Origin of the sequence: Streptomyces sp. NPDC015532 (assembly GCF_043078065.1) — a bacterium.
Classification (GTDB): Bacteria; Actinomycetota; Actinomycetes; order Streptomycetales; family Streptomycetaceae; genus Streptomyces.
Genome location: NZ_JBIBSY010000008.1, coordinates 188,589 through 211,424, shown reverse-complemented (window position 1 = coordinate 211,424; position 22,836 = coordinate 188,589). Strand labels below are relative to the sequence as shown.

18 protein-coding genes are annotated in these 22,836 nt (G+C 72.8%); 6 read left to right on the top strand and 12 right to left on the bottom strand.

The genetic code is table 11. From position 1 onward, the window contains the following. Positions 1 to 37 precede the first annotated feature (37 nt). Entirely contained in the window at positions 38 to 1,636 is a 1,599-nt protein-coding gene (locus tag ACF07B_RS24490) for an FAD-dependent oxidoreductase (RefSeq protein ID WP_392180496.1), read from the bottom strand. Continuing rightward, a complete protein-coding gene (locus ACF07B_RS24485) occupies positions 1,633 to 2,232 on the bottom strand; it encodes a TetR/AcrR family transcriptional regulator (protein WP_392180495.1) in 600 nt (199 codons plus the stop codon). Before ACF07B_RS24485 ends, ACF07B_RS24490 begins: the two co-directional genes overlap by 4 nt. Before the next feature lie 72 nt (positions 2,233 to 2,304). On the opposite strand from ACF07B_RS24485, the gene ACF07B_RS24480 reads away from it, so the two are divergent. Together ACF07B_RS24480 and ACF07B_RS24475 are read left to right on the top strand one after the other, a co-directional pair. Beyond that, entirely contained in the window at positions 2,305 to 3,894 is a 1,590-nt protein-coding gene (locus ACF07B_RS24480) for an FAD-binding oxidoreductase (protein ID WP_392180494.1), read from the top strand. 175 nt (positions 3,895 to 4,069) lie between these two features. Further along, positions 4,070 to 4,951, top strand: a complete 882-nt coding sequence (locus ACF07B_RS24475; protein WP_392180493.1) for a diacylglycerol kinase family protein — start codon at positions 4,070 to 4,072, stop codon at positions 4,949 to 4,951. A gap of 29 nt (positions 4,952 to 4,980) precedes the next feature. On the opposite strand, the gene ACF07B_RS24470 is transcribed toward ACF07B_RS24475, so the two are convergent. Beyond that, positions 4,981 to 5,922 (bottom strand): L,D-transpeptidase, encoded by a 942-nt coding sequence (locus ACF07B_RS24470; protein WP_362391329.1) that lies wholly within the window; start codon positions 5,920 to 5,922, stop codon positions 4,981 to 4,983. A gap of 362 nt (positions 5,923 to 6,284) precedes the next feature. Then, positions 6,285 to 7,742, bottom strand: a complete 1,458-nt coding sequence (locus ACF07B_RS24465) for an MFS transporter (RefSeq protein ID WP_392180492.1) — start codon at positions 7,740 to 7,742, stop codon at positions 6,285 to 6,287. A gap of 249 nt (positions 7,743 to 7,991) precedes the next feature. On the opposite strand from ACF07B_RS24465, the gene ACF07B_RS24460 reads away from it, so the two are divergent. Beyond that, positions 7,992 to 8,777, top strand: a complete 786-nt coding sequence (locus ACF07B_RS24460; RefSeq protein ID WP_392180491.1) for an SAM-dependent methyltransferase — start codon at positions 7,992 to 7,994, stop codon at positions 8,775 to 8,777. Between the two features lie 354 nt (positions 8,778 to 9,131). Here ACF07B_RS24460 and ACF07B_RS24455 read toward each other — a convergent pair whose 3' ends face one another. The 6 genes from ACF07B_RS24455 to ACF07B_RS24430 all read right to left on the bottom strand — a co-directional run bounded on the left by ACF07B_RS24455 (position 9,132) and on the right by ACF07B_RS24430 (position 13,564). Continuing rightward, on the bottom strand, positions 9,132 to 9,659 hold the full coding sequence (locus ACF07B_RS24455) for a DUF6328 family protein (protein WP_392180490.1): 528 nt from the start codon (positions 9,657 to 9,659) through the stop codon (positions 9,132 to 9,134). Positions 9,660 to 9,777: 118 nt separating this feature from the next. Next, positions 9,778 to 10,104 carry a plasmid stabilization protein gene (locus ACF07B_RS24450; RefSeq protein WP_392180489.1) on the bottom strand — a complete coding sequence of 109 codons (327 nt, stop codon included), beginning with the start codon at positions 10,102 to 10,104 and terminating at the stop codon, positions 9,778 to 9,780. Between the two features lie 158 nt (positions 10,105 to 10,262). Then, positions 10,263 to 10,766, bottom strand: a complete 504-nt coding sequence (locus ACF07B_RS24445; protein WP_392180488.1) for a DUF3618 domain-containing protein — start codon at positions 10,764 to 10,766, stop codon at positions 10,263 to 10,265. 155 nt (positions 10,767 to 10,921) lie between these two features. Next, entirely contained in the window at positions 10,922 to 11,935 is a 1,014-nt protein-coding gene (locus tag ACF07B_RS24440; RefSeq protein ID WP_392180487.1) for an NAD(P)/FAD-dependent oxidoreductase, read from the bottom strand. Then, positions 11,932 to 12,465: an isoprenylcysteine carboxyl methyltransferase family protein gene (locus ACF07B_RS24435; protein WP_369480707.1), complete on the bottom strand. Its 534-nt coding sequence runs from the start codon at positions 12,463 to 12,465 to the stop codon at positions 11,932 to 11,934. Before ACF07B_RS24435 ends, ACF07B_RS24440 begins: the two co-directional genes overlap by 4 nt. A gap of 40 nt (positions 12,466 to 12,505) precedes the next feature. Next, positions 12,506 to 13,564 carry a type III polyketide synthase gene (locus tag ACF07B_RS24430; RefSeq protein WP_392180486.1) on the bottom strand — a complete coding sequence of 353 codons (1,059 nt, stop codon included), beginning with the start codon at positions 13,562 to 13,564 and terminating at the stop codon, positions 12,506 to 12,508. Between the two features lie 144 nt (positions 13,565 to 13,708). Here ACF07B_RS24430 and ACF07B_RS24425 point away from each other — a divergent pair, with 144 nt between their 5' ends. Beyond that, a complete protein-coding gene (locus ACF07B_RS24425) occupies positions 13,709 to 14,581 on the top strand; it encodes a UbiA family prenyltransferase (RefSeq protein WP_392180485.1) in 873 nt (290 codons plus the stop codon). A gap of 311 nt (positions 14,582 to 14,892) precedes the next feature. On the opposite strand, the gene ACF07B_RS24420 is transcribed toward ACF07B_RS24425, so the two are convergent. Then, the gene (locus tag ACF07B_RS24420) at positions 14,893 to 15,396 is read right to left on the bottom strand and encodes a lamin tail domain-containing protein (RefSeq protein WP_392180484.1); all 504 of its coding nucleotides are present in this window, start codon (positions 15,394 to 15,396) and stop codon (positions 14,893 to 14,895) included. Between the two features lie 804 nt (positions 15,397 to 16,200). Further along, positions 16,201 to 16,404, bottom strand: coding sequence for a cold-shock protein (locus ACF07B_RS24415; RefSeq protein ID WP_037622929.1), 204 nt, complete (start codon positions 16,402 to 16,404; stop codon positions 16,201 to 16,203). Positions 16,405 to 16,918: 514 nt separating this feature from the next. Here ACF07B_RS24415 and ACF07B_RS24410 point away from each other — a divergent pair. Next, positions 16,919 to 18,475, top strand: a complete 1,557-nt coding sequence (locus tag ACF07B_RS24410) for a hypothetical protein (RefSeq protein ID WP_369480703.1) — start codon at positions 16,919 to 16,921, stop codon at positions 18,473 to 18,475. Between the two features lie 255 nt (positions 18,476 to 18,730). Then, complete coding sequence (locus ACF07B_RS24405) at positions 18,731 to 22,822, top strand: molybdopterin-dependent oxidoreductase (RefSeq protein WP_392180597.1); 4,092 nt, start codon at positions 18,731 to 18,733, stop codon at positions 22,820 to 22,822. The last annotated feature ends 14 nt before the right edge of the window (positions 22,823 to 22,836 follow it).

The window sequence follows — 22,836 nt, the reverse complement described above, 5'->3', positions numbered from 1 at the left end:
CTGCGGCAGCCCGCCCCCCCCGTCACCTGATGGAACGTCAGACAGCGTGCTCCGCAGCCGCGTCGAGCGCCTCACGCGCCGCTGACACGGCGGCGGCCCGGTCCTCGGGAACCAGGCCGATGCGGGTCCGCCGGTCCAGGAGGTCGGCCGCGTCGAGGGCGCCTTCGTGCAGCACGGCCCACAGCAGCGCGGCCCGCGTGACGGGGTGTCCGGGCACCACGGGCTCGCCCAGCCGGGGATCGCGGGCGGCGAGGGCGTCGACGGCGGGGGCCTCGGCGCCGTAGCGACGGATCAGGTGGCCCGGGGCGGCCAGGGAGCCGAGCCGGTGCGGGGCGGCCGCGCCGACCAGCGGCAGGGAGGCGGTCGTCGAGGGACCGGCGCGCAGACCCCGGGCCTCGACCGCCGCGTCGACGGCGTCCTGGGCCATGCGCCGGTAGGTGGTGAGCTTGCCGCCGACCACGGTGGTCACCCCGTCGTCGGAGGTGAGGACGGCGTGCCGGCGGGAGATGTCGGAGGTGCGGGCGGCCTCTCCCGAGCGGCCCGGCGCGGTGTCGAGCAAGGGGCGCAGTCCCGCGAAGGCGCCGACGACGTCATCGCGCCGCACGGGGGTGTCCAGGGCCGAGCCGACGACGTCGAGCAGGAAGCCGATGTCCGACTCCGGAACCTGCGGCACGTCCGGGAGGTCGCCGTCGACGGGTTCGTCGGTCAGGCCCACGTAAACGCGGCCGTCGTCCTGCGGCAGAACGAGGACGAACCTGTTGGTCTCGCCCGGGATCGGGATGTGCAGCCCGGCGGGCAGCGGTCCGAAGAGGTCGGCACGCAGCACCAGATGCGTTCCGCGCGAGGGGCGGATGCGGATGCCCTCGACCAGGTCGCCCGCCCAGACGCCGGACGCGTTGACGACCGCGCGGGCCTTGATCTCGCCCTGCTCGCCGGTCAGTTCGTCGCGGACCCGGGCGACGGTCCCCCCCGCGCTCAGGACCCGCACCCGGGTGAGGATCTTCGCGCCGTGGGCGGCCGCGGTGCGGGCGAGCGCCGTCACGAGCCGGGCGTCGTCGGTCACTTTGCCGTCCCAGGACAGCAGGCCGCCGCGCAGGCCCGCCGGGCGCACCGACGGCGCCAGGTGCCGGGCCTCCACCGCGGAGAGGCGGCGCGGTGCGGGCAGGGTGGCGCGGGAGGTGCGGGCGGCCAGTCGCAGGGTGTCCCCGGCCCGGAACCCGGCCCAGGCCAGGGAGGCCTGGCCGCGTGACACCAGCGGCGTCAGGGGCAGGACGAAGGGCTGGGCGCGCACCAGGTGGGGGGCGGTGCGTTCCATGAGGACACCGCGTTCGACCGCGCTCTCGTGGGCGACGTCGAGCTGGCCGGAGGCCAGGTAGCGCAGTCCGCCGTGGATGAGCTTGGAGCTCCAGCGCGAGGTGCCGAAGGCGAGGTCGTGGGCGTCGACGGCGACGACGCTGAGGCCGCGCGCGGCGGCGTCCAGGGCGACCCCGGCGCCGGTGGCGCCGAGTCCGATCACCAGGACGTCCACCGTGTCGCCGCCCACGGCCTCGGCCAGTTCACGGCGGCGGCGGGCGGCGGACAGCGAGGTTCCGGGCGCCGGGGCGGCCGGGCCGGACGGAGCGCTCGTGGGACTCATGGCGTGAGGGTCCTCTCCAGAAGGGTGCGCAGCTCGTCGAGAAAGGCCGTGCTGGTCAGTTCGGGGTCGCCCTCTTCGGTCATGGTCCGCAGGGACAGGGTGAAGGACTGGACCACGAGGAGCACGGCCCGGGCCTGTCTCCTCGTGGGCGCGAGCCGCACCGAGCCGTCGGCGTGCCCTTGCTCCAGGGCGTCGGCGAGGAGTTCCAGGAGGGCTTCCTGGCTGGCTCCTCGGCGGTCCAGCACGTAGGGGAGCAGGAGTTCGGGGTCGACGTCGATGATCTTGCGGAAGAGCGGGTGGGCGCGGAAGCCCTCCACTCCGGCCACCAGTCCGTCCACGATCTGGGTCCGCGTCTCCCGCTCCGGGTGCGGCTCGGGCATGGCGCGGGTCGCCACCTCGATCCACTCACGGGTCATCAGGTCGCCGACCAGCGACCGCACATCGGGCCAGCGCCGGTAGAGCGTCATGCGCGAGACACCGGCGCGGCGGGCCACGTCGGTCAGGGTGGTGCGCCGGACTCCGACCGCCAGAACGCAGTCGCGGACGGCGTCGAGGACGGGGTCGCCGTCCGAGTGCTTGTGACGAATAGGCGTCATGTGTCACAGTGTAACGCCCCGTGCGGCTGTGCGGGAGACGGCACGTCGCGACCGACCGATGAGGACTAGTTCATGGACATGCTGTGGAGTGGCTGGGGCGACCCGGCCAAGGCGGCACCGCTGCCCGACTCGGTGACCGGCCTGCTGCGGGATCTGCTCGGCGTCAAGCCGCGGGACACCGCCGCGCACGCTCTCGAGGAGATCTCCGTTCCCGAGCCGTTGCCGGGCCCGGCCCTGGACGCGCTGGCGGAGGCCGTCGGCGGCGCGGAGCATGTGCGCGCCGACGCGGAGACCCGGATCAGGCACACCCGCGGGAAGTCCACGCCCGATCTGCTGAAGCTCCGCGCGGGCGACGCGGGGGACGCCCCCGGGGCCGTCGTCCTGCCCTCCACCCACGACGAGGTCCTCGCCGTGCTGCGCGTCTGCTCCGAACACGGCCTCGCCGTCGTCCCGTTCGGCGGCGGCACCTCCGTCGTCGGCGGCCTCGCCCCGGAGCGCAGCGCCTTCGTCGCCCTCGACCTGCGCCGCATGAACGCCCTGGTCGGCATCGACCCGGTCTCCCGGACGGCGACGCTCCAGCCGGGCCTGCGCGCTCCCGACGCGGAGGCGCTCCTGGCCGAACACGGCTTCACCCTGGGGCACTTCCCCCAGTCCTACGAGTGGGCGACCATCGGCGGGTTCGCCGCCGCCCGTTCCAGCGGCCAGGCCTCCGCCGGATACGGCCGCTTCGACGAGATGGTCCTCGGTCTGACCCTCGCGACCCCTGAGGGCACCCTGGACACGGGCCGTGCCCCCCGGTCGGCGGCCGGCCCCGACCTGCGGCAACTGGTCCTCGGCTCCGAGGGCGCCTTCGGGGTCATCACCTCCGTCACCGTACGGATCAGGCCGCTGCCGCGGACGCGGGTCTACGAGGGGTGGCGGTTCGCCTCGTTCGAGGAGGGGGCCACCGCGCTGCGCCGGCTCGCCCAGGACGGACCGCGCCCCACGGTGCTGCGGCTGTCCGACGAGACCGAGACCTTCGTCGGACTCGCCCAGCCCGACGCCATCGGCGCCGCCGAGGCCCCCACGCCCGCCGGCTGCACGGCCATCGCCGGATACGAGGGGACCGAGGAGGAGACCGCGCGCCGCCGCGAGGAGGCCGCGGCGGTCCTGCGCGCGGCCGGAGGCACCTACCTGGGCGCCGAACCCGGCGAACGCTGGGCGCACGGCCGCTACTCGGCGCCCTATCTGCGCGACGCGCTGCTCGACGCCGGGGCCTTCGCCGAGACGCTGGAGACCGCGACCTTCTGGTCACGCGTTCCCGAGCTGTACGCCTCCGTACGCGCCGCCCTGACCGAGACGCTCTCCGCCGCCGGAACCCCGCCCCTGGTCATGTGCCACATCTCGCACGTCTACGAGAACGGTGCCTCGCTCTACTTCACCGTGGTCTCCGCGCAGGGCGAGGACGCCGTGGCCCACTGGATGCCGGCCAAGGAGGCCGCCAACGAGGCCGTGCTGAACGCGGGCGGAACCATCAGCCACCACCACGGGGTGGGGACGGACCACCGTGACTGGTACCTGCGGGAGGCCGGGACGCTGGGCGTCGAGGCCCTGCGGGCCGTCAAGCGGCGGCTGGACCCCGACGGCCTCCTCAACCCCGGGATCCTGCTGCCCGTCGACTGACACCACGGCGATGGTGTGGCGGCGGCCCGGGGCCGCCGCCACACCATCGGGTTCCGGCGGCCCGGACCCCGCCGCGCACAGCCCAACCACCGGCTCCGGCCCCGGACACCGGCGCCGTCCCCAGGTCCCGCCCCTACCCGCTCCGTCCCACCCGTCACTGCCCGGAGGCACACCGATGCGACAGTTCACCGCCGTCGTCAATCCCACCGCGGGCGGCTCCACCGGGGCGGCGGCGCTGCTCCCGGTGGCCCGCCTGCTCAGGGAGGCCGGAGCCGGCCTGGAGACCGAGTACAGCCGCAGCCTGGCCCACGCGCAGGAGCTCGCGCTCAGCGCCGGGGAGCGGGGCCGGGTCGTCCTCGCCGTGGGCGGCGACGGCATCGCGGGCGGAATCGGCGGCGCCCTCAGCGGCACCGACACCGTCCTCGGCCTGATACCCGCCGGCCGCGGCAACGACTTCGCCCGCGCGCTCCGACTGCCCACCGCGGCCGCGGACCTGGCACGCGTCCTGCTGCACAGCGAACCCCGGCGCGTCGACACCATCGAGGTGGAATCCGCCGTCCACCCGCGCACCGTTGTCCTCGGGAGCGTGTACGCGGGCGTCGACGCGCTCGCCAATCAGCACGCCAACCACGCACGCGTGCTGCGCGGGGCCGCCTCGTACTACGCCGGCGGCCTGCGCGCGGTCACCGGCTGGCGGCCGGTGTCGTACCGCGTCACCGTCGACGGGGAGGAACACCTCCACCGCGGCTACACCGTCGTGGCCGCCAACTCCGCCTACTACGGCTCCGGGCGCATCATCGCCCCGGCGGCCCTGACGGACGACGGCCTGCTGGACGTCGTCATGATCCGCGAGGCCCCGCGCCGGCTGTTCTTCACCCTCATGAACGAGCTCAAGACCGGCGCGCACACCGCGCGGCCGGAAGTCGTGATCCTGCGGGGCCGGGAGATCCGCATCGAGGCCGACCGGCCCGTGCCCTACGGCGCCGACGGGGAGGTCGAGGCCACCCTCCCCGTCACGGCCCGGGTGCGGCCGGGCGATCTGGCCATGCTCTTCTGATCACCCCGGCCCCGGTGCGCCACCACGCGTCACCCCGCGGTGGTCTCTCCGCTCGCGCTGCCCGCCAGCCACTGGTCCCAGCTCAGGTTGAACGAGGCGTAGCCGTTGTCGGCCGGGGCCTTGGCGCGCGGGGAGCCGGTGACGGACACCGGGTCACCCTGCTTGACCTGGCCGTAGAACCACTTGGCGTCGGTGATGGAGAGGTGGACACAGCCGTGCGAGCCCCGGGCGCTGCCACTGCCCGGGTTCGGGTCACCGGTCGAGTAGTGGACGTAGGTCCCGGACTGGGTCAGGTGGACGTCCCAGGGAAGGGTCAGGTCGTAGTAGTTCGCGTCGCCCTTGTTGCAGCTGATGCCGACGCTGCACGAGGTCATGTGGACCTTCTCCTGCTTGTCGATCACCGCCATCACGCCGTTCCACGTGGGGTATTCGGCGCTGCCCGCGTTGATCGACAGGGTCCGTACGGGCGCGCCGTTCTTGGTGACCTTCATCGTGTGGCCGGTGACCGACACATCCGCTCGGACGTCGTCGCCGACCGTGAAGTCGTGGATGTAGGAACGCGTGCCGTAGCGGCCGTTGCCGTTGGCGACACCCTTCAGGTCGGCGGTGACCTTCACCTTCGTCCCGCTCGCCCAGTACGACTTGGGCCGCCAGTCGGCGCGCCGGTCCCCGAACCAGTGCCACGCGCCCGTCATCGGCTGGGTGCTGGTGACCTTCATGTGCTTCTCGATGCCGGCGCGCGCCTTCTGGGCCACCGGATTGGTGAAGATCACCGAGATCGGCATCGCGACGCCGACCGTGGCACCGGTCTGCGGCGTGATCGTCTCCAAGAGCATCGGTGGCCCGGCGGGCTTCGATGGAGACGGCTTCGCACTGGCCGTCGGCTTCTTCGACCCCGCCTTTCCGTCGTCTGAACTCGCCTTCGGCGTACCCCCGCCACAGGCACTGGCCCCCGCCAGCACCGCCACCATGACGAGTGCCGTCGATATCCCGCTACGTCGCTTCACTTTTACCCCGGCTCACAATCGTGCCTGCCTCACTGTTCATTTGGACTGCGGGCACCGGCCCACGGTTGCAGTACGTATGTAAAGCGCGGTTCAAAACCCGACTCGAGAGGCTCTCGCCCGCACGGACCGACCGGAACGCGCGACGGGTGCCGGTGTCCAACCGCCGGGCACCGGTACCCGCTTCGGGCCGGGTCACGCCTGTGCGGCCACCCTCGGTACCGTGCCGCGGTCTCCCGCTCGTCGCGCGGCGCGTCCGGCTCCGCGGGGCCGCGCCCCGAGGCGCCTTCCGCCGCACCGGCGAAGGCGGGGTCCTCGCCCACCGGACGCTAGGAGGGCGTTCGCCCGGCCGCGTCGACTCCTCGGGGCGCCGGCGCGGGCTCTCCCGCGGGTGTCCCCGTGCCGGAGCGGACGAGCGGTACCAGCACCGCGGCACCGGCCACGGCGAGCACGGCGACCACCCGCAGCACCCCGTTGATCGCCGAGCCGTCGGACGCCGCTCCGCCCGCGGAGCCGCTGACCTCCTCCAGCACGGTCGCGGCCACCGTCACGGCCACGGCGCCCCACAGCACCAGGGAGGTGAGCACCAGTCCCGACGCGGCCGCGAGCCGCCCTGCGGACACGTACGACTGGGTGGCCGCGTTGGTGAGCGCCCAGCCGAGCCCGACGCCCGCTCCGACCACCGCGAACACGGCGGCGTAGAGCGGCAGGGGATGCACCCAGGTCAGCGCGGCGAGCGCCACCCCACTCAGCAGCAGCCCGACCGTCATCAGCACCTCCGCCCGCCACCGGTGCGCCAGATGACCCGACCAGTAGCTCGCCGCGCCGACTCCCGCCGACAGCGCCAGGAAGACCACTCCCGACTCCAGCGGTGACAGCCCCCGCGCCTGCTCCAGGTACAGCGCCGCCAGCACCGCGACGAGGCAGTACACGATGTTCGACACCGTCCCGGCCACCGTCACGGTCACGAACGGCCGGTTGCGCAGCAGGGACAGGTCGATCAGCGGTTCCGCCGCACGCCGCTCGACCACCACGAACAGGGCCAGCATCACCGCGCCCACGGCGAAGCACGCCAGCGTGGCCGTCGAGGCCCAGCCCCAGCTCGATCCCTGGTCCACGGCGATCATGACGGCCGTCAGACCGCCGGCCAGCGTGACGGCGCCCGGCAGGTCCATCCCCCGTGCGGCCCCCTCGTCCCGCGACTCCGTCACGTACCGCAGCATCAGCAGCGCGGCCAGCGCGCAGAACGGAACGTTCAGCAGGAAGACCGCGCGCCAGCTGACGAGCTCGGCGAAGGTGCCGCCGACGAAGGGCCCCAGCGCCGTACCCACGGCGCTGAAGGCGAGAACCGTCCCGACGGCCCGGCCCTGACGGCCGTCACGAAAGTGCGCGGTCACCACCGCCACCGCGATGGGCAGGACCAGGGCCGCGGCCATCCCCTGGACCACGCGTCCCGCGGTCAGCCAGGCCGCGTTCGGCGCGGCGCTGCACACCACCGACATCACGGCGAAGCCGGTCAGCCCGACGACGATGATCCGTCTGCGGCCGTACAGGTCCGCCGCCCGCCCGCCGACGATCATCAATGCCCCGAGTGTCAGCATGTAGCCGCTCACGAGCCACTGAAGGTTCGTGGCCGGTGTCCCGAAGTCACGGGCGATCACGGGCAGCATCAGGTTCAGCGCGAACCAGTCCAGCTCCACCAGGAGCATCGCGATCGAGGCGGCGGCGATGACGGCGCGGTCCCGGCGTGAGAACAGTCGCGTCGTCCGGCCTGCGGATCCGCTCACGACGACCATCCCCTGCCACGGGTCACTCCTCCAGCCAGCCTGCGGGCGCCCGCGGAGCCACGCAACCGGAGCCCGGCCCGTCCTTCCGCGCGAATCCGCGATTACGGCCGGAGTGCCCGGCCTGTCCCGTTCCTCACGGGTGGCTCGTCGTTCCCTCAACTCCCCTACGGCGCCGCCCACATGACCGCTCCGAGTAGGATGATCGAACATTTGGCCTGCCCGCGTTTGCGTGGTGCGATGGGAGCTAGCATGACGATCGACCGACAGTCGTTTCCGCCGCTCGACACCAGCAAGGCGCATCCCGCGCGGGTCTACGACTGGCTGTTGGGCGGCAAGGACAACTACCCGGTCGACGAGGCGGTGGGAGAGAAGCTGCCGCCCGAGGCGAGGGACGCGGCCCGGCAGAACCGGGAGTTCATGCAGCGGGCGTCCGCCTGGCTCGCCGGACAGGGCGTCGACCAGTTCCTGGACATAGGCACCGGCATCCCCACCCAGCCGAACCTGCACCAGATCGTCCAGGACATCACGCCGTCGGCGAAGGTCGTCTACACCGACAACGACCCGATCGTGCTGCGTCACGCCGAGGCGCTCCTGGTGAGCCGGCCCGAGGGTGTCACCGACTACATCCAGGCCGATGTGCGGCGGCCGCAGGACATCGTCCAACACGCCCGCCACGTCCTGGACTTCAGCCGTCCGATCGCGCTGTCGCTGATCGCGCTCATGCACTTCATCCCCGACGAGCAGGACGCCCACTCCATCGTCCGCAACCTGGTCGACACCCTGCCCTCGGGCAGTTACCTGGTGCTGTCGCACGCCTCCTCCGACGTGTTCCCCGAGCTCTCCGCACAGGTCACCGCCGAGTACGCGAAGGGCGGCATCCAGCTCGGCTTCCGTACCCGCGCCGAGGTGGAGCGCTTCTTCGACGGCCTCGACCTCGTCTCCCCCGGCCTGGTGACGGCGACGAAGTGGGCCAAGTCGGCGGCGCCCGCTCCGGAGGACAGCGGCATCTACGCGGCGGTGGCACGCGTTCGCTGAGCGGCACGGTTACGGCGGATGTGCCGGGCCACCTGGTGACGCGCGGGACGCGGCCCGGCATCGCGTCCATGCGGGTGGCGTATGGGGCGGCGGCGAGCCCCTGATGGCATGACCGGCGTTGTGCACGGTGCCAACTCACGATCAGTCAGAGAGGACGTCCCGTGCGTCGAACCATGCTGTTGTCTGTCTGTGCTCTTGTCGCCGCCGCCGCCACCGGATTCTTCACCACCAGCGCCATCCGCAACCGCTGACCGAGACGCCCCCACGCGGTCCCGGACAGCGCGCGTCCGGGCGGCCGCCGGGTGGGACGGCCGCAGCGGCCGTCCCACCCGGGGCAGGTGCCGGGCGTCCGGTTCAGTCCGCTTCCGGGCCGTCCGCGTCGCGGGAGTCGCCCGTACGGTCCGCCATGCGCACACGAAGAGCCGCCGGGATGACGAGCCACCACAGGATGTACAGCCCCGCCACACCCGCGACGATCCAGGGCACGTACCCGTCGTCGTCGGTGGCCGTGCGCAGCACCAGCAGGAGGGAGGAGGTCATGGTGAGCAGCAGGAGCAGCAGACCGAGCAGGGTCAGCCTGGACGCCCACACGACGGCCTCCGGCTTGATGAAGCGGCCCGTCACGATGCGGTGGAACGCCACCGGGGCGACCAGCGTGCCGACGGCGGCCGCGCCGAGGACGATCGTGACCATGTACAGGCTCTGGTCCGCCTCGGACAGCCGCCGGTAGGACGGCTGGAACACCACGGTCAGCAGGAAGCCGAACAGGATCTGCACGCCGGTCTGGGCCACGCGGATCTCCTGGAGCAGGTCGAGCCACTTGCGGTCGGCCCGCTCCTCTGGTGATTCATCGCGTCCGTTCGTCCGTGCGTCGCCCTGCATCGGCAGTCCCTCTCCTGATGGCCCCACCCGCGAAGCCGCCCCTGGTGTCGCGGCTCGCCCGTGTGACGCGCCCTTCCGGCCGGCGGCCGGTCTTCCGCCCGGCGCCGCGGTACGTCTCTCAGCGGCCCAGCGCGTTCTTCAGCTGCTGCTTGCTCATGGACGAGCGTCCGTGGATGTCGCGCTTCTTGGCCTCTTCGTACAACTGGTCCCTGGTGGGACCCTGCGCCCCGGAGTGCGAACGCTCGCCACCCCGCTGCGACGCCGACTTCGGGTCGCGCAAGGACGCCTTGCTCGCCGTCTCGGACTCGCCGGCCCGGGCCCGCTCCTTGTTCACCGTGCGGGCCGCGATCTCCTCGGCACGGCTCGTGGACTCGCCGCGGTCCTGCGCGCTCTGCTTGATGTGTTCGTACTGCCGCTCGCGCTTCCTGTTCGATCCTGCAGGCATGGTGCGCCCTCTTCCTGGATGTGGCCTGTACGTGCCGGAGGTGCCCGTACGCGGACATCGAGTACCCCCGATGGTCCGCGGCCTCACAGGTCGCCCGGAATCGCGAGCACCGCGCGGGGCGCCGGATCAGCCCGACGCCGATCCGCGCGGCCGCCCGTTCATCCCTTCCGGTTCCGGAGCACCAGCCAGACGAGGACGGCGGTGCCCGCCGCGGCCAGCACCAGCGCCCGGTTCTCGCGCGCCAGCCGAGCCCCCTGGGCCGCCTGCTGCCGCAGGGGTTCCGGTGCCTTCTCCTGCCATACGCCACCGGCCTGCGCGGCCTTGTCCCGCACCTGGTCCGCGGCCTGGGCCGCCCGGTCCTTGACCGGGTCGGGCACCTTGTCCTGCACGGTGTGCGCGGCCTTGGCCGCCCTGGTCCTCAGCTCGCCCGCCTTGGCCAGGGCCTGCTCGGCGACCTCGGCGGTCTTCTCCTTGGCCTGCTCGGCCATCTCCACGGTCTTCTCCTTGACCTCGACGCCCTTCTCCTTGGCGCGGGCCCTGGCATCGGCCTTGTCGGACAGTGCCTGGACCGTCTCTCCCAGCTCGGTGCGGGTCCGCTCGACCTGCTCACGCATCTCGCCGGGTGTCGTGGGGGTGTGGTTGTCGTCGGACGGTTCGCTCATCGGTGGGCACTCCTCTTGATCGCGATCACGGTGGCCACGAGGGCCTGATGTGCCGGGACCCAGCGCGCTCCGGCCATCGCTGAGGACCCGGGTACCCCGAACCCGGCGGTCCAGGGCGGTTCTCGTCCTTCCGGGTCGGTGAGTTTTCCGCCGCGCTACTGGAGGGCGCGGACCGCGGCGGTGAACACCGGTGGCAGCCGGGCCGCCGCCGGGACGACCAGGCGGGCGGTGCCGGGACGGCGGCTCGCGGCCAGGAGAGCGCCGGTCAGCAACCGGTGGCGCCTGGTCAGCAGCGCCCACGCCCGCTCGTACTCCCCTGGCCTGCCCGCCGCGAGGCAGCGGACGGCGGCGCCGGCGGTCGCCAGGCCGAGGGCGATCCCCTCCCCGGTGAGGGCGTCGACATAGCCCGCCGCGTCGCCGACGAGCAGGACCCGGCCGGCGACCCTGCGGCGTACCCGCTGGAGCAGCGGCCCGGCGCCTCGCACGTCGGTGGCCCCGGCCCCGCGCAGCGACGCGGTGAGGTCCGGGAAGCCGGCCAGGTGCTCGTCGTATCCGCGCCGCTCGCGGCTGAGGACCGCGACGCCGACCAGGTCGTCGGCGACCGGTGTCACGTAGGCCTCGCCCCGGCCGGACCAATGGACCTCGACGAAGTCCGTCCAGGGCTCGACACGGTAGTGCCGGCGCAGTCCGTAGCGCCGGTGCGCGCCGCCGGGCAGGTCAAGACCGAGGCCGCGGCGGACGGCGGAGTGCAGACCGTCGGCGGCGATCAGCCAGCGCGCCGTGAGTCCCGCGGCGGTGACCGTGTCCGCGGTCTGGCACACCTCCCCCGCCCTGCCCGGCACGATCCGTACCCCGAGGCCGAGCGCGCGCTCGTGCAGCGCCCGGTGCAGCTCGGTACGGCGGATGCCCAGGCCGCGGGGGCCCCGGAAGGACGCCTCGGCGCGGGCGGTGCCGTCCACGTACCGGATTCCGCGCAGTTCCTTGCCCACGGGCCGGACACCCAGCGCCCGCAGCCCGGCGACGCCGCTCGGCATGACGCCTTCTCCGCAGGCCTTGTCGACGGGCGCGGTCCGCGGCTCGACGACGACCGCCTCCAGGCCCGCCAGCGCGCTGTGGATCGCGGCGGCCAGACCGGCCGGGCCGCCCCCGGCCACCAGGACGTCGATCACGCCGGTACGGACGCGAAGGAGGTGGCCACGCCGGCCAGTGCCCGGTTCTCGCACCGGATACGTACCGTGAGAACGGCGGCGTTCACCAGGGTGAAGACGACCGCCGTGACCCAGGCGGTGTGCACCAGGGGGAGCGCCACGCCTTCCGCGACGACCGCCACGTAGTTCGGATGCCGCAGCGCCCTGTAGGGGCCGCGCGCCACCAGCGGCAGGCCGGGCACGACGATCACCCGGGTGTTCCACCGGGACCCCAGGGTGACGATGCACCACCAGCGCAAGGCCTGGGCGGCCACGAGCACGGCCAGCATGGACCAGCCGAGCGCCGGGACGAAGGGCCGATCGGCCAGCCACACCTCGGCCGGGCAGCCGATGAGCAGGGCGGTGTGCAGGGCGACCATCGCCGGGTAGTGGCCCCGGCCCGCCTCGATCGCGCCGCGCGCACGGCTCCAGCGCGCGTTGCGACGGGCGACGACGAGTTCGCCCACCCGTTCGGCGGCGACGGCGCCCACCAGCAGTGCGTACCAGTCCATGTCTCCGTGTCCCACCGTTCCATGTCGTGCGCCGGGTGGCCTACCAGCGCAACAGCACCAGTTCACAGGCGAAGCCCGGCCCCATCGCCAGCAGTACACCCGGGGTACCGGCGGGCGGGCGGCGGGTGGCCAGGGTGTCGCGCAGTACGTGCAGCACGGACGACGAGGAGAGGTTGCCCACGTCGGCCAGATGACGCCAGCTCACGTCCAGGGCCCCGTCCGGCAGGTCGAGAGCGTCACCGACGGCCTCCAGGATCTGGGGCCCGCCGGGATGGCACACCCACGCGCCGATGTCCTTCGCCTTCAGACCGTGGTCGTCCAGGAACCCCCGTACGTCGTCGGCGAGGTGACGGCGCACCACCTCGGGGATCTCCGGGTCCAGCACGACCTGGAAGCCCGAGTCCTTGATGTCCCAGCCGAGGATGCGGCCGGTGTCGGGGTACAGCCGGCTGCGCGTGTCCACGATCGTGGGGCCGGCGGCCTCGCCCCTGCGACGGGATCCGCAGGCCACCACCGCGGCGGCGCCGTCGCCGAACAGACCGGTGGCGACCAGGTTGGCCAGGGAGGCGTCGCCGCGCTGGAAGGTCAGCGAGCACAGTTCCACCGACAGCAGGACCGCGACCTCCCCGGGCCGGCCCAGCAGGTAGTCGTGCATCCGCGAGAGGCCCGCGGCTCCCCCGGCGCAGCCCAGGCCGAACATCGGCAGCCGCCTGACGTCCGGCCGCAGTCCCAGGCGGCCCGCCAGCCGGGCGTCGACGGAGGGCGCGGCGATCCCCGTGACGGAGGTGAAGACCAGCAGGTCCACGTCGGCCGCGGACAGACCGGCCAGGCGCAGTGCCTCCCGGACGGCCTTGGCCCCCATGTCCGTCGCGACCTGGACGAAGACGCTGTTCGCGGCGCCGAATCCGTCCAGTTCGTCGTACTGTTCGAGCGGCAGGGTCATGTGGCGGCCGCCCACCTTCGCGGCGCGGTGCAGGCGGTCGAGCGCACGGCGGTCGGCGCCGTCCCCGAGACATCTGCGGGCCACCATGTCGGTGATCTCGGACTGGTCGTAGCGGTGCGGCGCGAGGGTTCCGTGAACGGCGGCGATCCGCGTCATAGGGCTCCCGTCCGAACCGGCTGGGGTGGGCTTGGCCCAACAGCCCTTCCCCGGGCCGGCTCATCGCCACCAGGGATCGCCCGTCCGGCGGTTCGTCCCGTGGCGGGCCCGGACCGGGCGGACGAGGCCTCCTACCATCGCCGGGTGGGTACTCCCGAGCACACGACGGCCGGAGACACCGCGGGACGCGGGAGCGGCCTGGTGGCCGGTCTGGGCCGCGCGTGCCACCCCGGCGCGGTCGGGGCCGTCTCCACCCTGACGGCGGCGCTGGCCGTGATCACCGGCCGCGGGCCCCGGGGCTGTCTCCTGGTCTGGGCCGCCGTGCTCGCGGGGCAGCTCTCCGTCGGCTGGTGCAACGACGCGTTCGACGCGCGGCGGGACATCGCGGCCGGCCGCCGTGGCAAGCCCGTCGTGGACGGCGTGATCGGAGCGGGTCAGGCGTGGGCTGCCGCGTACGCGGCGCTGGCCCTGTGTGTGCCTCTCTCGCTCCTCTGCGGCCTCTGGGCCGGCGCGGTCCACCTGGCCGCGGTCGGGGCGGCATGGGCGTACAACCTGCGGCTCAAGGCCACCTGTTGGTCCTGGGCGCCCTACGCGCTGGGGTTCGCCGCGCTCCCCGCCTTCGTGACGCTCGAGCTGCCCGGCCATCCGTGGCCGGCCTGGTGGATCCTCGCCGCCGGGGCGCTCCTGGGGGTCGGAGCGCATCTGGGCGATGTGCTTCCCGACATTCGCGGTGATCTGGTCACGGGTGTACGGGGGTGGCCGCAGCGGCTGGGCCCGGACCGTGCGCGGCTGCTGCTTCCGGTACCGCTGGTGATCGCGTCCGCGCTGCTGGCACTGGGGCCCGCCGGGCCGCCCGGGCGGCGCGAGGTGACGGCGCTGGCCCTGGTCCTCCTGGTGGCGGTGACGGGGACGGTGCTGGGGCGCCGCCGGGAGCGGCTGGCGTTCGTGACGGCGGTCGTCGTGGCGGCGGTCGATGTGGGCCTGCTGCTCGGCGGCTCCGGGATGGGGCCCGGCTGAGCGGCCGTGGCCCCGCAGGGCCGGCGAGGGCTCGGCTTCGGGTCTGTCGCGCTCTTCCGCGGCAGCACCGAACGGGACCGTGGTGGCCGGTTGGCGTGTGCTTCGGCCGCGCGCCGAACGCGACGCGGCTGTCCGGCTGTCCGGGCGGAGGGCCGTGTTCCCGTACACGCGGAAGACCCGCACCGTGCGGTGCGGGTCTTCCTCAGCGAGGCCGTCGGCGAGCCGAGTGATCACGGGGTCTGGCGGCGTCCGGCCCTCGGCCGGTCATCCACCATCATCCGGCTCTGAACGGGCGTGCCGTCAGGGGATGTTCAGTGGCCGTGGCCGCGGTGGTCGTCACGGCCGTGGTTGCGGTCGTGGTGCCGGCCCCAGGAGACGCTGTCGACGAAGCGGCCGCGGTCGCTGCGCAGCGTGGCGGTGTCGGAGCGGTTGTCCCACACCTCGTTGCGGCGGTCCTGGAAGAGGTCACGGTTGGTGTCACGGCCGTAACCGGTGTGGACGCGGACGGTGGAACGGCCGGCCAGGGTGTAGTGCCTGAAGGTGTAGCGGTTGCCGTCTTCGTCCTTCAGCGTCCACCCGTTCAGGTTCACCCCGTGGCGACCGGAGTTGGTGATTTCCACCCACTCCGCGTTCAAGGAACGGGCGGAGCGGTCGTCAAAGCCCGGGGCGTCGCTCTGGACCCTGCTGATGGCGACGTGCGAGCGGTCGCGCGGGGCGGCGGCCGAGGCCGACACGGACGCCGAGCCGACCAGCGCGCCGGCCGCGATGACCGCGGCCGCCACGCGGCGGGCAGTGACAGACGTGGAAACGGACATGATTGCTCCTCAAGGTTCGAGAGCCGGCACACCCCGTGCGGGCACCCCTTTCGGGGAACCCGCACGGTGCGACCCTGTGCGAGTCCCGGCCCGGTGGCCGAGGACTCATAACTTGCTGCACATCCCCGCCCAGGACGGGCGACACCCGGCGCCTGTTACGAATTACGGACATGTCGGTTACAGATGCTTGTATCAGCCCTTTAACTGCTGAAAGCCGATGAGTGACAGCTCGCCATCTCCAACTCCCGTACTCCTACAGCTTCCAGGAGATAGCCGGACATCCTCCACGTCACCGCAGCGCACCGGACGGTCACCCGAAAGTGAGTAACACCGTTCCGCTCCGGTCCGACCGCGTGACGGACGGGCCCGGGGATGGGGCCTCGACGTATACGACCCGGAGGACAGGTCCGGGGACAGAGACATCATCGACGGGGCCGGACCACAAGCCGCGGAAGCGATGGGGGAAATCGGCGCGGCGGCAGACGTCGTCGGCCGGACCGTCGCCGACGGCCTCGTCCCGGTCCGGGGGCCAGGAGAACCCGGGCGCTCCGGCACGACCTGCGCTAGGTGGTGGGGCGCCGACGAGGGAGGACGGCGCCACTGGGGCCGTCGGGAGCATCGGCGCCGGAGGCGCCGGAAAGGGCGGATACCGCCCGTCGCGGGCGTGTCGCACGCTGCCGCTGTGTCAGTACGCGGCCCGGCCGCCCCGCTTGGGGAGAACGGCGAGCCTTCGTCGTACGCCGTCCCGCACGGCACCTCGACGACCCATGGCCGGCGAGGCGCCGTGCGGACGTGACGCGAAAATCAGGCGGGGGTGATGTTCTCCGCCTGCGGGCCCTTCTGACCCTGGGTGATGTCGAACGTCACGGCCTGGCCTTCCTGAAGCTCACGGAAGCCAGTGGCGTTGATGTTGGAGTAGTGCGCGAAGACGTCGGGGCCGCCGCCGTCCTGCGCGATGAAACCGAAGCCCTTTTCGGCGTTGAACCACTTGACAGTTCCGCTGGCCATGCCAGTGCCTCTCACTCGATGACGGGTCCGCACCGCGCGGACCCGGAGGTAGTCGTCCTGGTCCTCGGGCACTGCACAGCAAAACGCCCGCACCACGGCGCGGGCAGGTACTGCGAACCACGACATCTGCCAGCGACGTTACACGGCGAGAGCGCCTCTCACCAGAGAGCGAGGGCCGTCAGGTGCAGCGCCACTGCAGACACACACGCCCCACGGCGGCTCGATCTCCACGCCCGGCCCCGGTCGTCCGTCGGCGCCGGAAGGCGGCAGCCCCATGGCTCACGGTCATGAACCACCCGTCAGGGCGGCACCGCAAAGGTTCGCGGAAGGGCGGCACCACGTGACGCAGAACACCCTGCGGAGCGTGGTCGCCGCGTGTGCGACGTGCGGGCCGCCGGTGTTCGGTGTGACGAGCGCGGCACAGAGAAGCGATGCCGGCCCTGTCGCAGGCCGCTGACTGTCCGTACGCTGACAACTCAGATAACTTCAGGCGTGATCGACGGGGGGGACCGTCATGTCCTGGGATCAGAGTGCTCGTGACGGCTTCGTCGTTCCGCCGATGCCGGCCGCACCGCCACCCGCTCCCGCCAGCCCCTGGCGGGCCCTCGCGGTGGCGTTGCTCAACCTCAGCGGACTCGGGCTCGGTTATGCCGTCGTGCGCCGCTGGGGACTGATGGCCGTCTGCTGGATCGCGACGGCGATCCTGCTCGTGGTGGCCCTGCCCGCGGACCCCGACGGGGTCCCGGGCACCGCGCTCGTGCTCTACCTGGTCTTCCTGGCTCTGGCCGCCGCGCACGGCGCGTCCGTGGGCCTGCGGGCCCGGTTGGCGCTGCTGCCCAGCGCGTTGATCGCTGCGGTGCTCGGTGTCGTCCTGCTGGCCGTGCCCGCGGGGGGAGTCGTCCTGTACGACGGCGCGCGCGACGAGGCGACGGAACGGATGCTCCTCGACCGGCTCGACCGGGCCGACAGGCTGGTCGAACAGTCCGGGAAGCAGGACTTCGCGACGGCCGAGGCCGGCTATCGCCGCGCCCTGACCGCCTACAGCGCGCTCGGCGAGGACCACCCGGGCTCACGCGCGGCCCGGCGAGTGCCCGACCGGCTCAAGACCTACTACGCCACCGTCGCCGCCCCGTACGCGCGAAAGGACTACTGCTCCGCCGTACCGCCCTTGCAGTACCTGCGCACGCTGCCGGGCACCATGGACAAGAAGGCGCTGGGAAACCTCGCCCACTGGCCCGACGACCGGCTGGCCACGTCGCTCTACGCCTGCGCGACGGCGTCCCTGAGCGGCGGGGAAGCGGGCTGGACCGCACAGTTCGGCGAGCTGCTGTCGACCTTCCCCAGGTCCGCGCAGGCCGGGAAGGTCGAGCCCGCCGTGAAGAGGGCGGTCGACAAGGCGGTCGGCTCCGTGGGCGGCGACGACCCGTGCACCGCCGTGAAGCGGCTCGGCACCCTCGACACCCAGGTCCGCGGACTGCCCGGGGAGCGGGCCGGTGTGGCCGACGCCCTCGGAAAGGACGCCGACCGGGCCTCGCGGAGCGCGCGTTCGGGCGCGTACGCCTGCGGTGTCGACCAGTACAAGGACGGAAGCTTCGCCGACGCCGTCACCACCATGAACGACTTCGCCAAGAACAACCCGCACCACAAGAACCGGGCGCGCGCCCAGAAGATCGCCATCGCCGCGGAGGTCGCGCAGACCGTGCCCGCGGCCGGCAAGCGTCTGCCGACCACGGCGTCGGGCGGCAGCATCGCCGTCACGGTCAAGAACGACAGCCCCGACGACATCACGGTCATGTACACGGGACCGGTGACCGGGAGTTTCACCCTCAAGGCCTGCGGGGGCTGCTCCTCGTACTCCCTCGGCAGCACGCTGGGAATCGGCTTCAAGCCGTGCAGCGACAGCGGCAAGCACTACCCGCAGCGGACCATCCACCTGCCCGTCGGCACCACCTACTTCGTGCACAAGTCCCGCAGCGGCACCGGGAAGTCCCCCGCCTCGGACACCGCCAAACTGTCACCGGGCTACCTCTACACGGAGTGCGCGTACACGACCTCGAGCTTCGGCTACTGAGCCGGTGGCGGTGCGCCCGGCGCGAGGCCGGGTGCGCCGCCATCGCCGCAGGCCGCACCGTACGGGCACCTCACAGGGCTCGGAGCGGCGGTGTGTGGAGCGCGTAACCCCCGGTGATCGAGCCGCGTGACAACCGCGTAATGGGCCCTTCGTAGCGTCGGTGGAGGAAGGTACCGATCACACGGAGGGCCGCTCGTGACCACGACCACCCAGCAGGTGCGGACGGTCTGCTCGTACTGCGGTGTCGGCTGCGGGATGGTGCTCGACATCGGTATGGGCCCCGACGGGCGGCGTACGGTCCTGAAGGCGTCCGGCGACAAGGCGCACCCCGCCAACTTCGGGCGCCTGTGCACCAAGGGCGCGACCACGGCCGACCTGCTCGCCGCCCCCGGCCGGCTGACCTCGGCCCTCGTGCGCTCCGAACGGGGAGCGGAGGCCGAGCCCGCCCCGGTGGACGGCGCGATCGCCGAGACGGCCCGTCGGCTCCGCGCGGTGATCGACGAGCACGGCCCGGACGCCTTCGCGTTCTACGTGTCCGGACAGATGAGCCTGGAGGCCCAGTACCTGGCGAACAAGCTGGCCAAGGGTTTCGTCGGGACCAACCAGATCGAGTCGAACTCCCGGCTGTGCATGGCCAGCGCGGGCGCCGGATACAAGCTGTCGCTGGGCGCGGACGGCCCGCCCGGCTCCTACCAGGACTTCGAGCACGCCGACGTCTTCCTCGTGATCGGCTCCAACATGGCCGACTGTCATCCCGTCCTGTTCCTGCGGATGATGGACCGGGTCAAGTCGGGCGGCGCCCGGCTGATCGTCGTCGACCCGCGGCGCACCGCGACCGCCGACAAGGCGGACCTGTTCCTGCCGGTCCGGCCCGGTACGGACCTGGCGCTGCTCAACGGTCTGCTGCGTCTGCTGTACGAGAACGGGCACACGGACGAGGCCTTCATCGCCGCGCACACCGAGGGCTGGGAGGCGATGCCGGAGTTCCTGGCCGACTACGCGCCCGCCGCGGTCGCCGCGATCACGGGCGTGGCGGAGGACGACATCCGCGAGGCGGCCCGGCTCATCGGCGAGGCCGGGGAGTGGATGAGCTGCTGGACCATGGGCCTCAACCAGTCCACGCACGGCACCTGGAACACCAACGCGCTGGTGAACCTGCACCTGGCGACGGGGGCGATCTGCCGGACCGGCAGCGGCCCCTTCTCGCTGACCGGCCAGCCCAACGCCATGGGCGGCCGGGAGATGGGATACATGGGTCCGGGACTGCCCGGCCAGCGGTCGGTGCTGGTCGACGCGGAGCGCGCCTTCATCGAGGAGTTGTGGGACCTGGCCCCCGGCACGGTCCGCGCGGACGGGGTCGGCCGGGGCACGATCGAGATGTTCCGGAAGATGGCCGAAGGGGACATCAAGGCGTGCTGGATCATCTGCACCAACCCCGTCGCGTCCGTGGCCAACCGCAAGACCGTCATCGAGGGCCTGGAGCGGGCCGAGTTCGTCGTCACCCAGGACGTGTTCGCCGAGACGGAGACCAACGCGTACGCGGATGTCGTCCTGCCGGGGGCGCTGTGGACCGAGACGGAGGGCGTCCTCGTCAACAGCGAGCGCAATGTCACGCTCGCCCGGCCCGCGGTGGACCCGCCCGGGGAGGCGATGGCGGACTGGCGGATCATCGCCGCCGTCGCCCGCGCGATGGGCTACGAGCGGGGTTTCTCCTACGACAGCGCGGAAGAGGTCTTCGAGGAGATCAAGCGCGCCCACAACCCGAAGACGGGCTACGACCTTCGGGGCGTCACCTATGAGCGGCTGCGCTCCACCCCGGTGCAGTGGCCGTCCGCGCGTGAGGACGGTCCCGACCGCAATCCGATCCGCTATGGGGGCGAGGACGGCGAGGGCCCGGTGTTCCCCACGGCGAGCGGCCGGGCGGTGTTCTACGCCCGTCCGCACATCGCTCCCGCCGAGATGCCGGACGACGACTACCCGTACGTCCTGAACACCGGCCGGGTGCAGCACCAGTGGCACACCCTCACCAAGACGGGCAGGGTCGCCAAGCTGAACAGGCTCAACCCCGGGCCCTTCGTGGAGCTGCACCCGGACGACGCCGCCGCGCTCGGTGTCGCCGACGGCGACTCGGTGGAGGTCGCCTCCCGGCGCGGCCGGGCGGTGCTGCCCGCGGTGGTGACCGACCGGGTACGGCCGGGCTGCTGTTTCGCGCCCTTCCACTGGAACGACCTGTTCGGTGAGTACCTGAGCGTCAACGCCGTCACCAGCGACGCCGTGGACCCGCTCTCCTTCCAGCCGGAGTTCAAGGTGTGCGCCGTGTCGCTGGCCAAGGTGGCGACACCGGTGTCGGTGGCGGCGCCGCGTACGGCCGCGGTCGCGGCCACCGTCCCCACGGGAGCCGGGACCGGGGCCGGAGCGCTGCCTGACCTCGCGGCGGCCGCCGTGACCGGGGGGCCGGACCTGCCGGCCGCCGTGCCCGCGGGTACCGCGCGCCTCTTCGGGCTGGAGCCCGCGCCGCCCCCGGTCCTGGCGGAGCACGAGCGGCAGTATCTCGTCGGCTTCCTCGCCGGCATCGAACCGGGCGCTCCCGGCGTACCGGTACTGCCTCCGGGCGCGCCCTTCAGTCCCGGGCACGCCCTGTGGGTGAACGGGGTGCTCGCCGGCCTGTACTCCCGGGCCGTTCCGGGCATGCCGCCACCGGCCCCTGGGCCCGTCGGCCCCGTCCGGGAGGTGGTCGTCCTGTGGGCCTCGCAGACCGGCAACGCCGAGGAGTTCGCCACGGCCGCCGCCGACCGGCTGACCACCACCGGGCACAAGGCCACTCTCGTCGGCATGCACGACGCCCACCCGGGGGAACTCCCCGCCGGCGCCGACGTCCTCCTGATCACCAGCACCTTCGGTGACGGTGACGCGCCCGACAACGGCTCCGGGTTCTGGGACGCCCTGGCCGCGCCCGACACGCCCCGCCTGGAGGGCCTGCGCTACGCGGTCCTCGCGTTCGGCGACTCCTCGTACGACGACTTCTGCGGGCACGGCCGCCGCCTCGACCGGCGTCTGGGCGAACTGGGTGCCGTACGCCTCGCGCCGCGCACCGACTGCGAACCCGACTACGGGCCCTCGGCCACGGCCTGGCTCGACCAGGTCCTCACCTCCCTGACCGACGACGACGTGGCGACGGCCGCGCCAGAAGCGCTCCCTCCCCCTCCGCCGTCCGCCGTCCCGCCGAGGAGGCCGGGCCCCGTCACCGCCCGGCTGGCCGGGAACGAGCTGCTCAGCCTGCCCGGCGCGGGCAAGGAGGTCCGGCGCTTCACCTTCGACACCCGCGACAGCGAGACCCCGCTCGTGTACCGGACCGGCGACGCCCTCGGCGTACGCCCCGTCAACTGCCCGGACCTCGTCACGGAATGGCTCGCCACGACCGGACTCCCGCCGGACGCCACCGTGCGCCTGGAAGGCGGCGGGGAGCTCCCCTTCCACGAGGCCCTGCACCGGCATCTGGACATCACCCGGATCACTCCCGGGATGCTGCGCTTCGTCGCCGAACGCACCCACGACCGGGCCCTGAAGAAGCTGCTGCGCCCCGACAACAAGGACGAACTGGCCCGGTGGTCCTGGGGCCGTCAGGCGGTCGACCTCGTCGCCGAACACCCGGTCCGGGCCGGCGCCCAGGAATGGGCCGACATGCTGAAGCCGCTCCAGCCCCGGCTGTACTCCATATCCTCCAGCCCGCTGAGCGACCCGCACCTCGTCTCGCTCACGGTCTCCGTCGTCCGCTACGAGAACCCCGCCGGACGACCGCGCCAGGGCGTCTGCTCACCCTTTCTCGCCGACGCGGCCCTCGGCACACCGGTGCCGGTCTTCGTCCAGTCCTCCCCGAGGTTCCGGCCACCGGCCGACCCCGCCACCCCCATGGTGATGGTGGGCCCCGGCACCGGGATCGCGCCCTTCATCGGCTTCCTGCACGAACGGCGCGCTCTGGGCCACCACGCACCCAACTGGCTGTTCTTCGGCGAGCAGCACCGGGCCAGCGACTTCTACTACGAGGAGGAGCTGGCCGGTCTTCTCGCCGACGGCACCCTCGGCCGCCTCGACACGGCCTTCTCCCGCGACCAGCGGGCCAAGGTCTACGTCCAGGACCGGATGCGCGAGCGCGGTCCCCAGCTGTGGTCCTGGCTCCGCGACGGAGCGCACTTCTACGTGTGCGGCGACGCCTCCCGCATGGCCAAGGACGTCGACCAGGCCCTGCGGGACATCGCGGTCGCCCACGGCGGCCACAGCGCGGACAGTGCCGCCGCGTACGTCAAGCAACTCGCGGCCGACAAGCGGTACGTCCGCGACGTGTACTGACCGCGGCGGGGCCC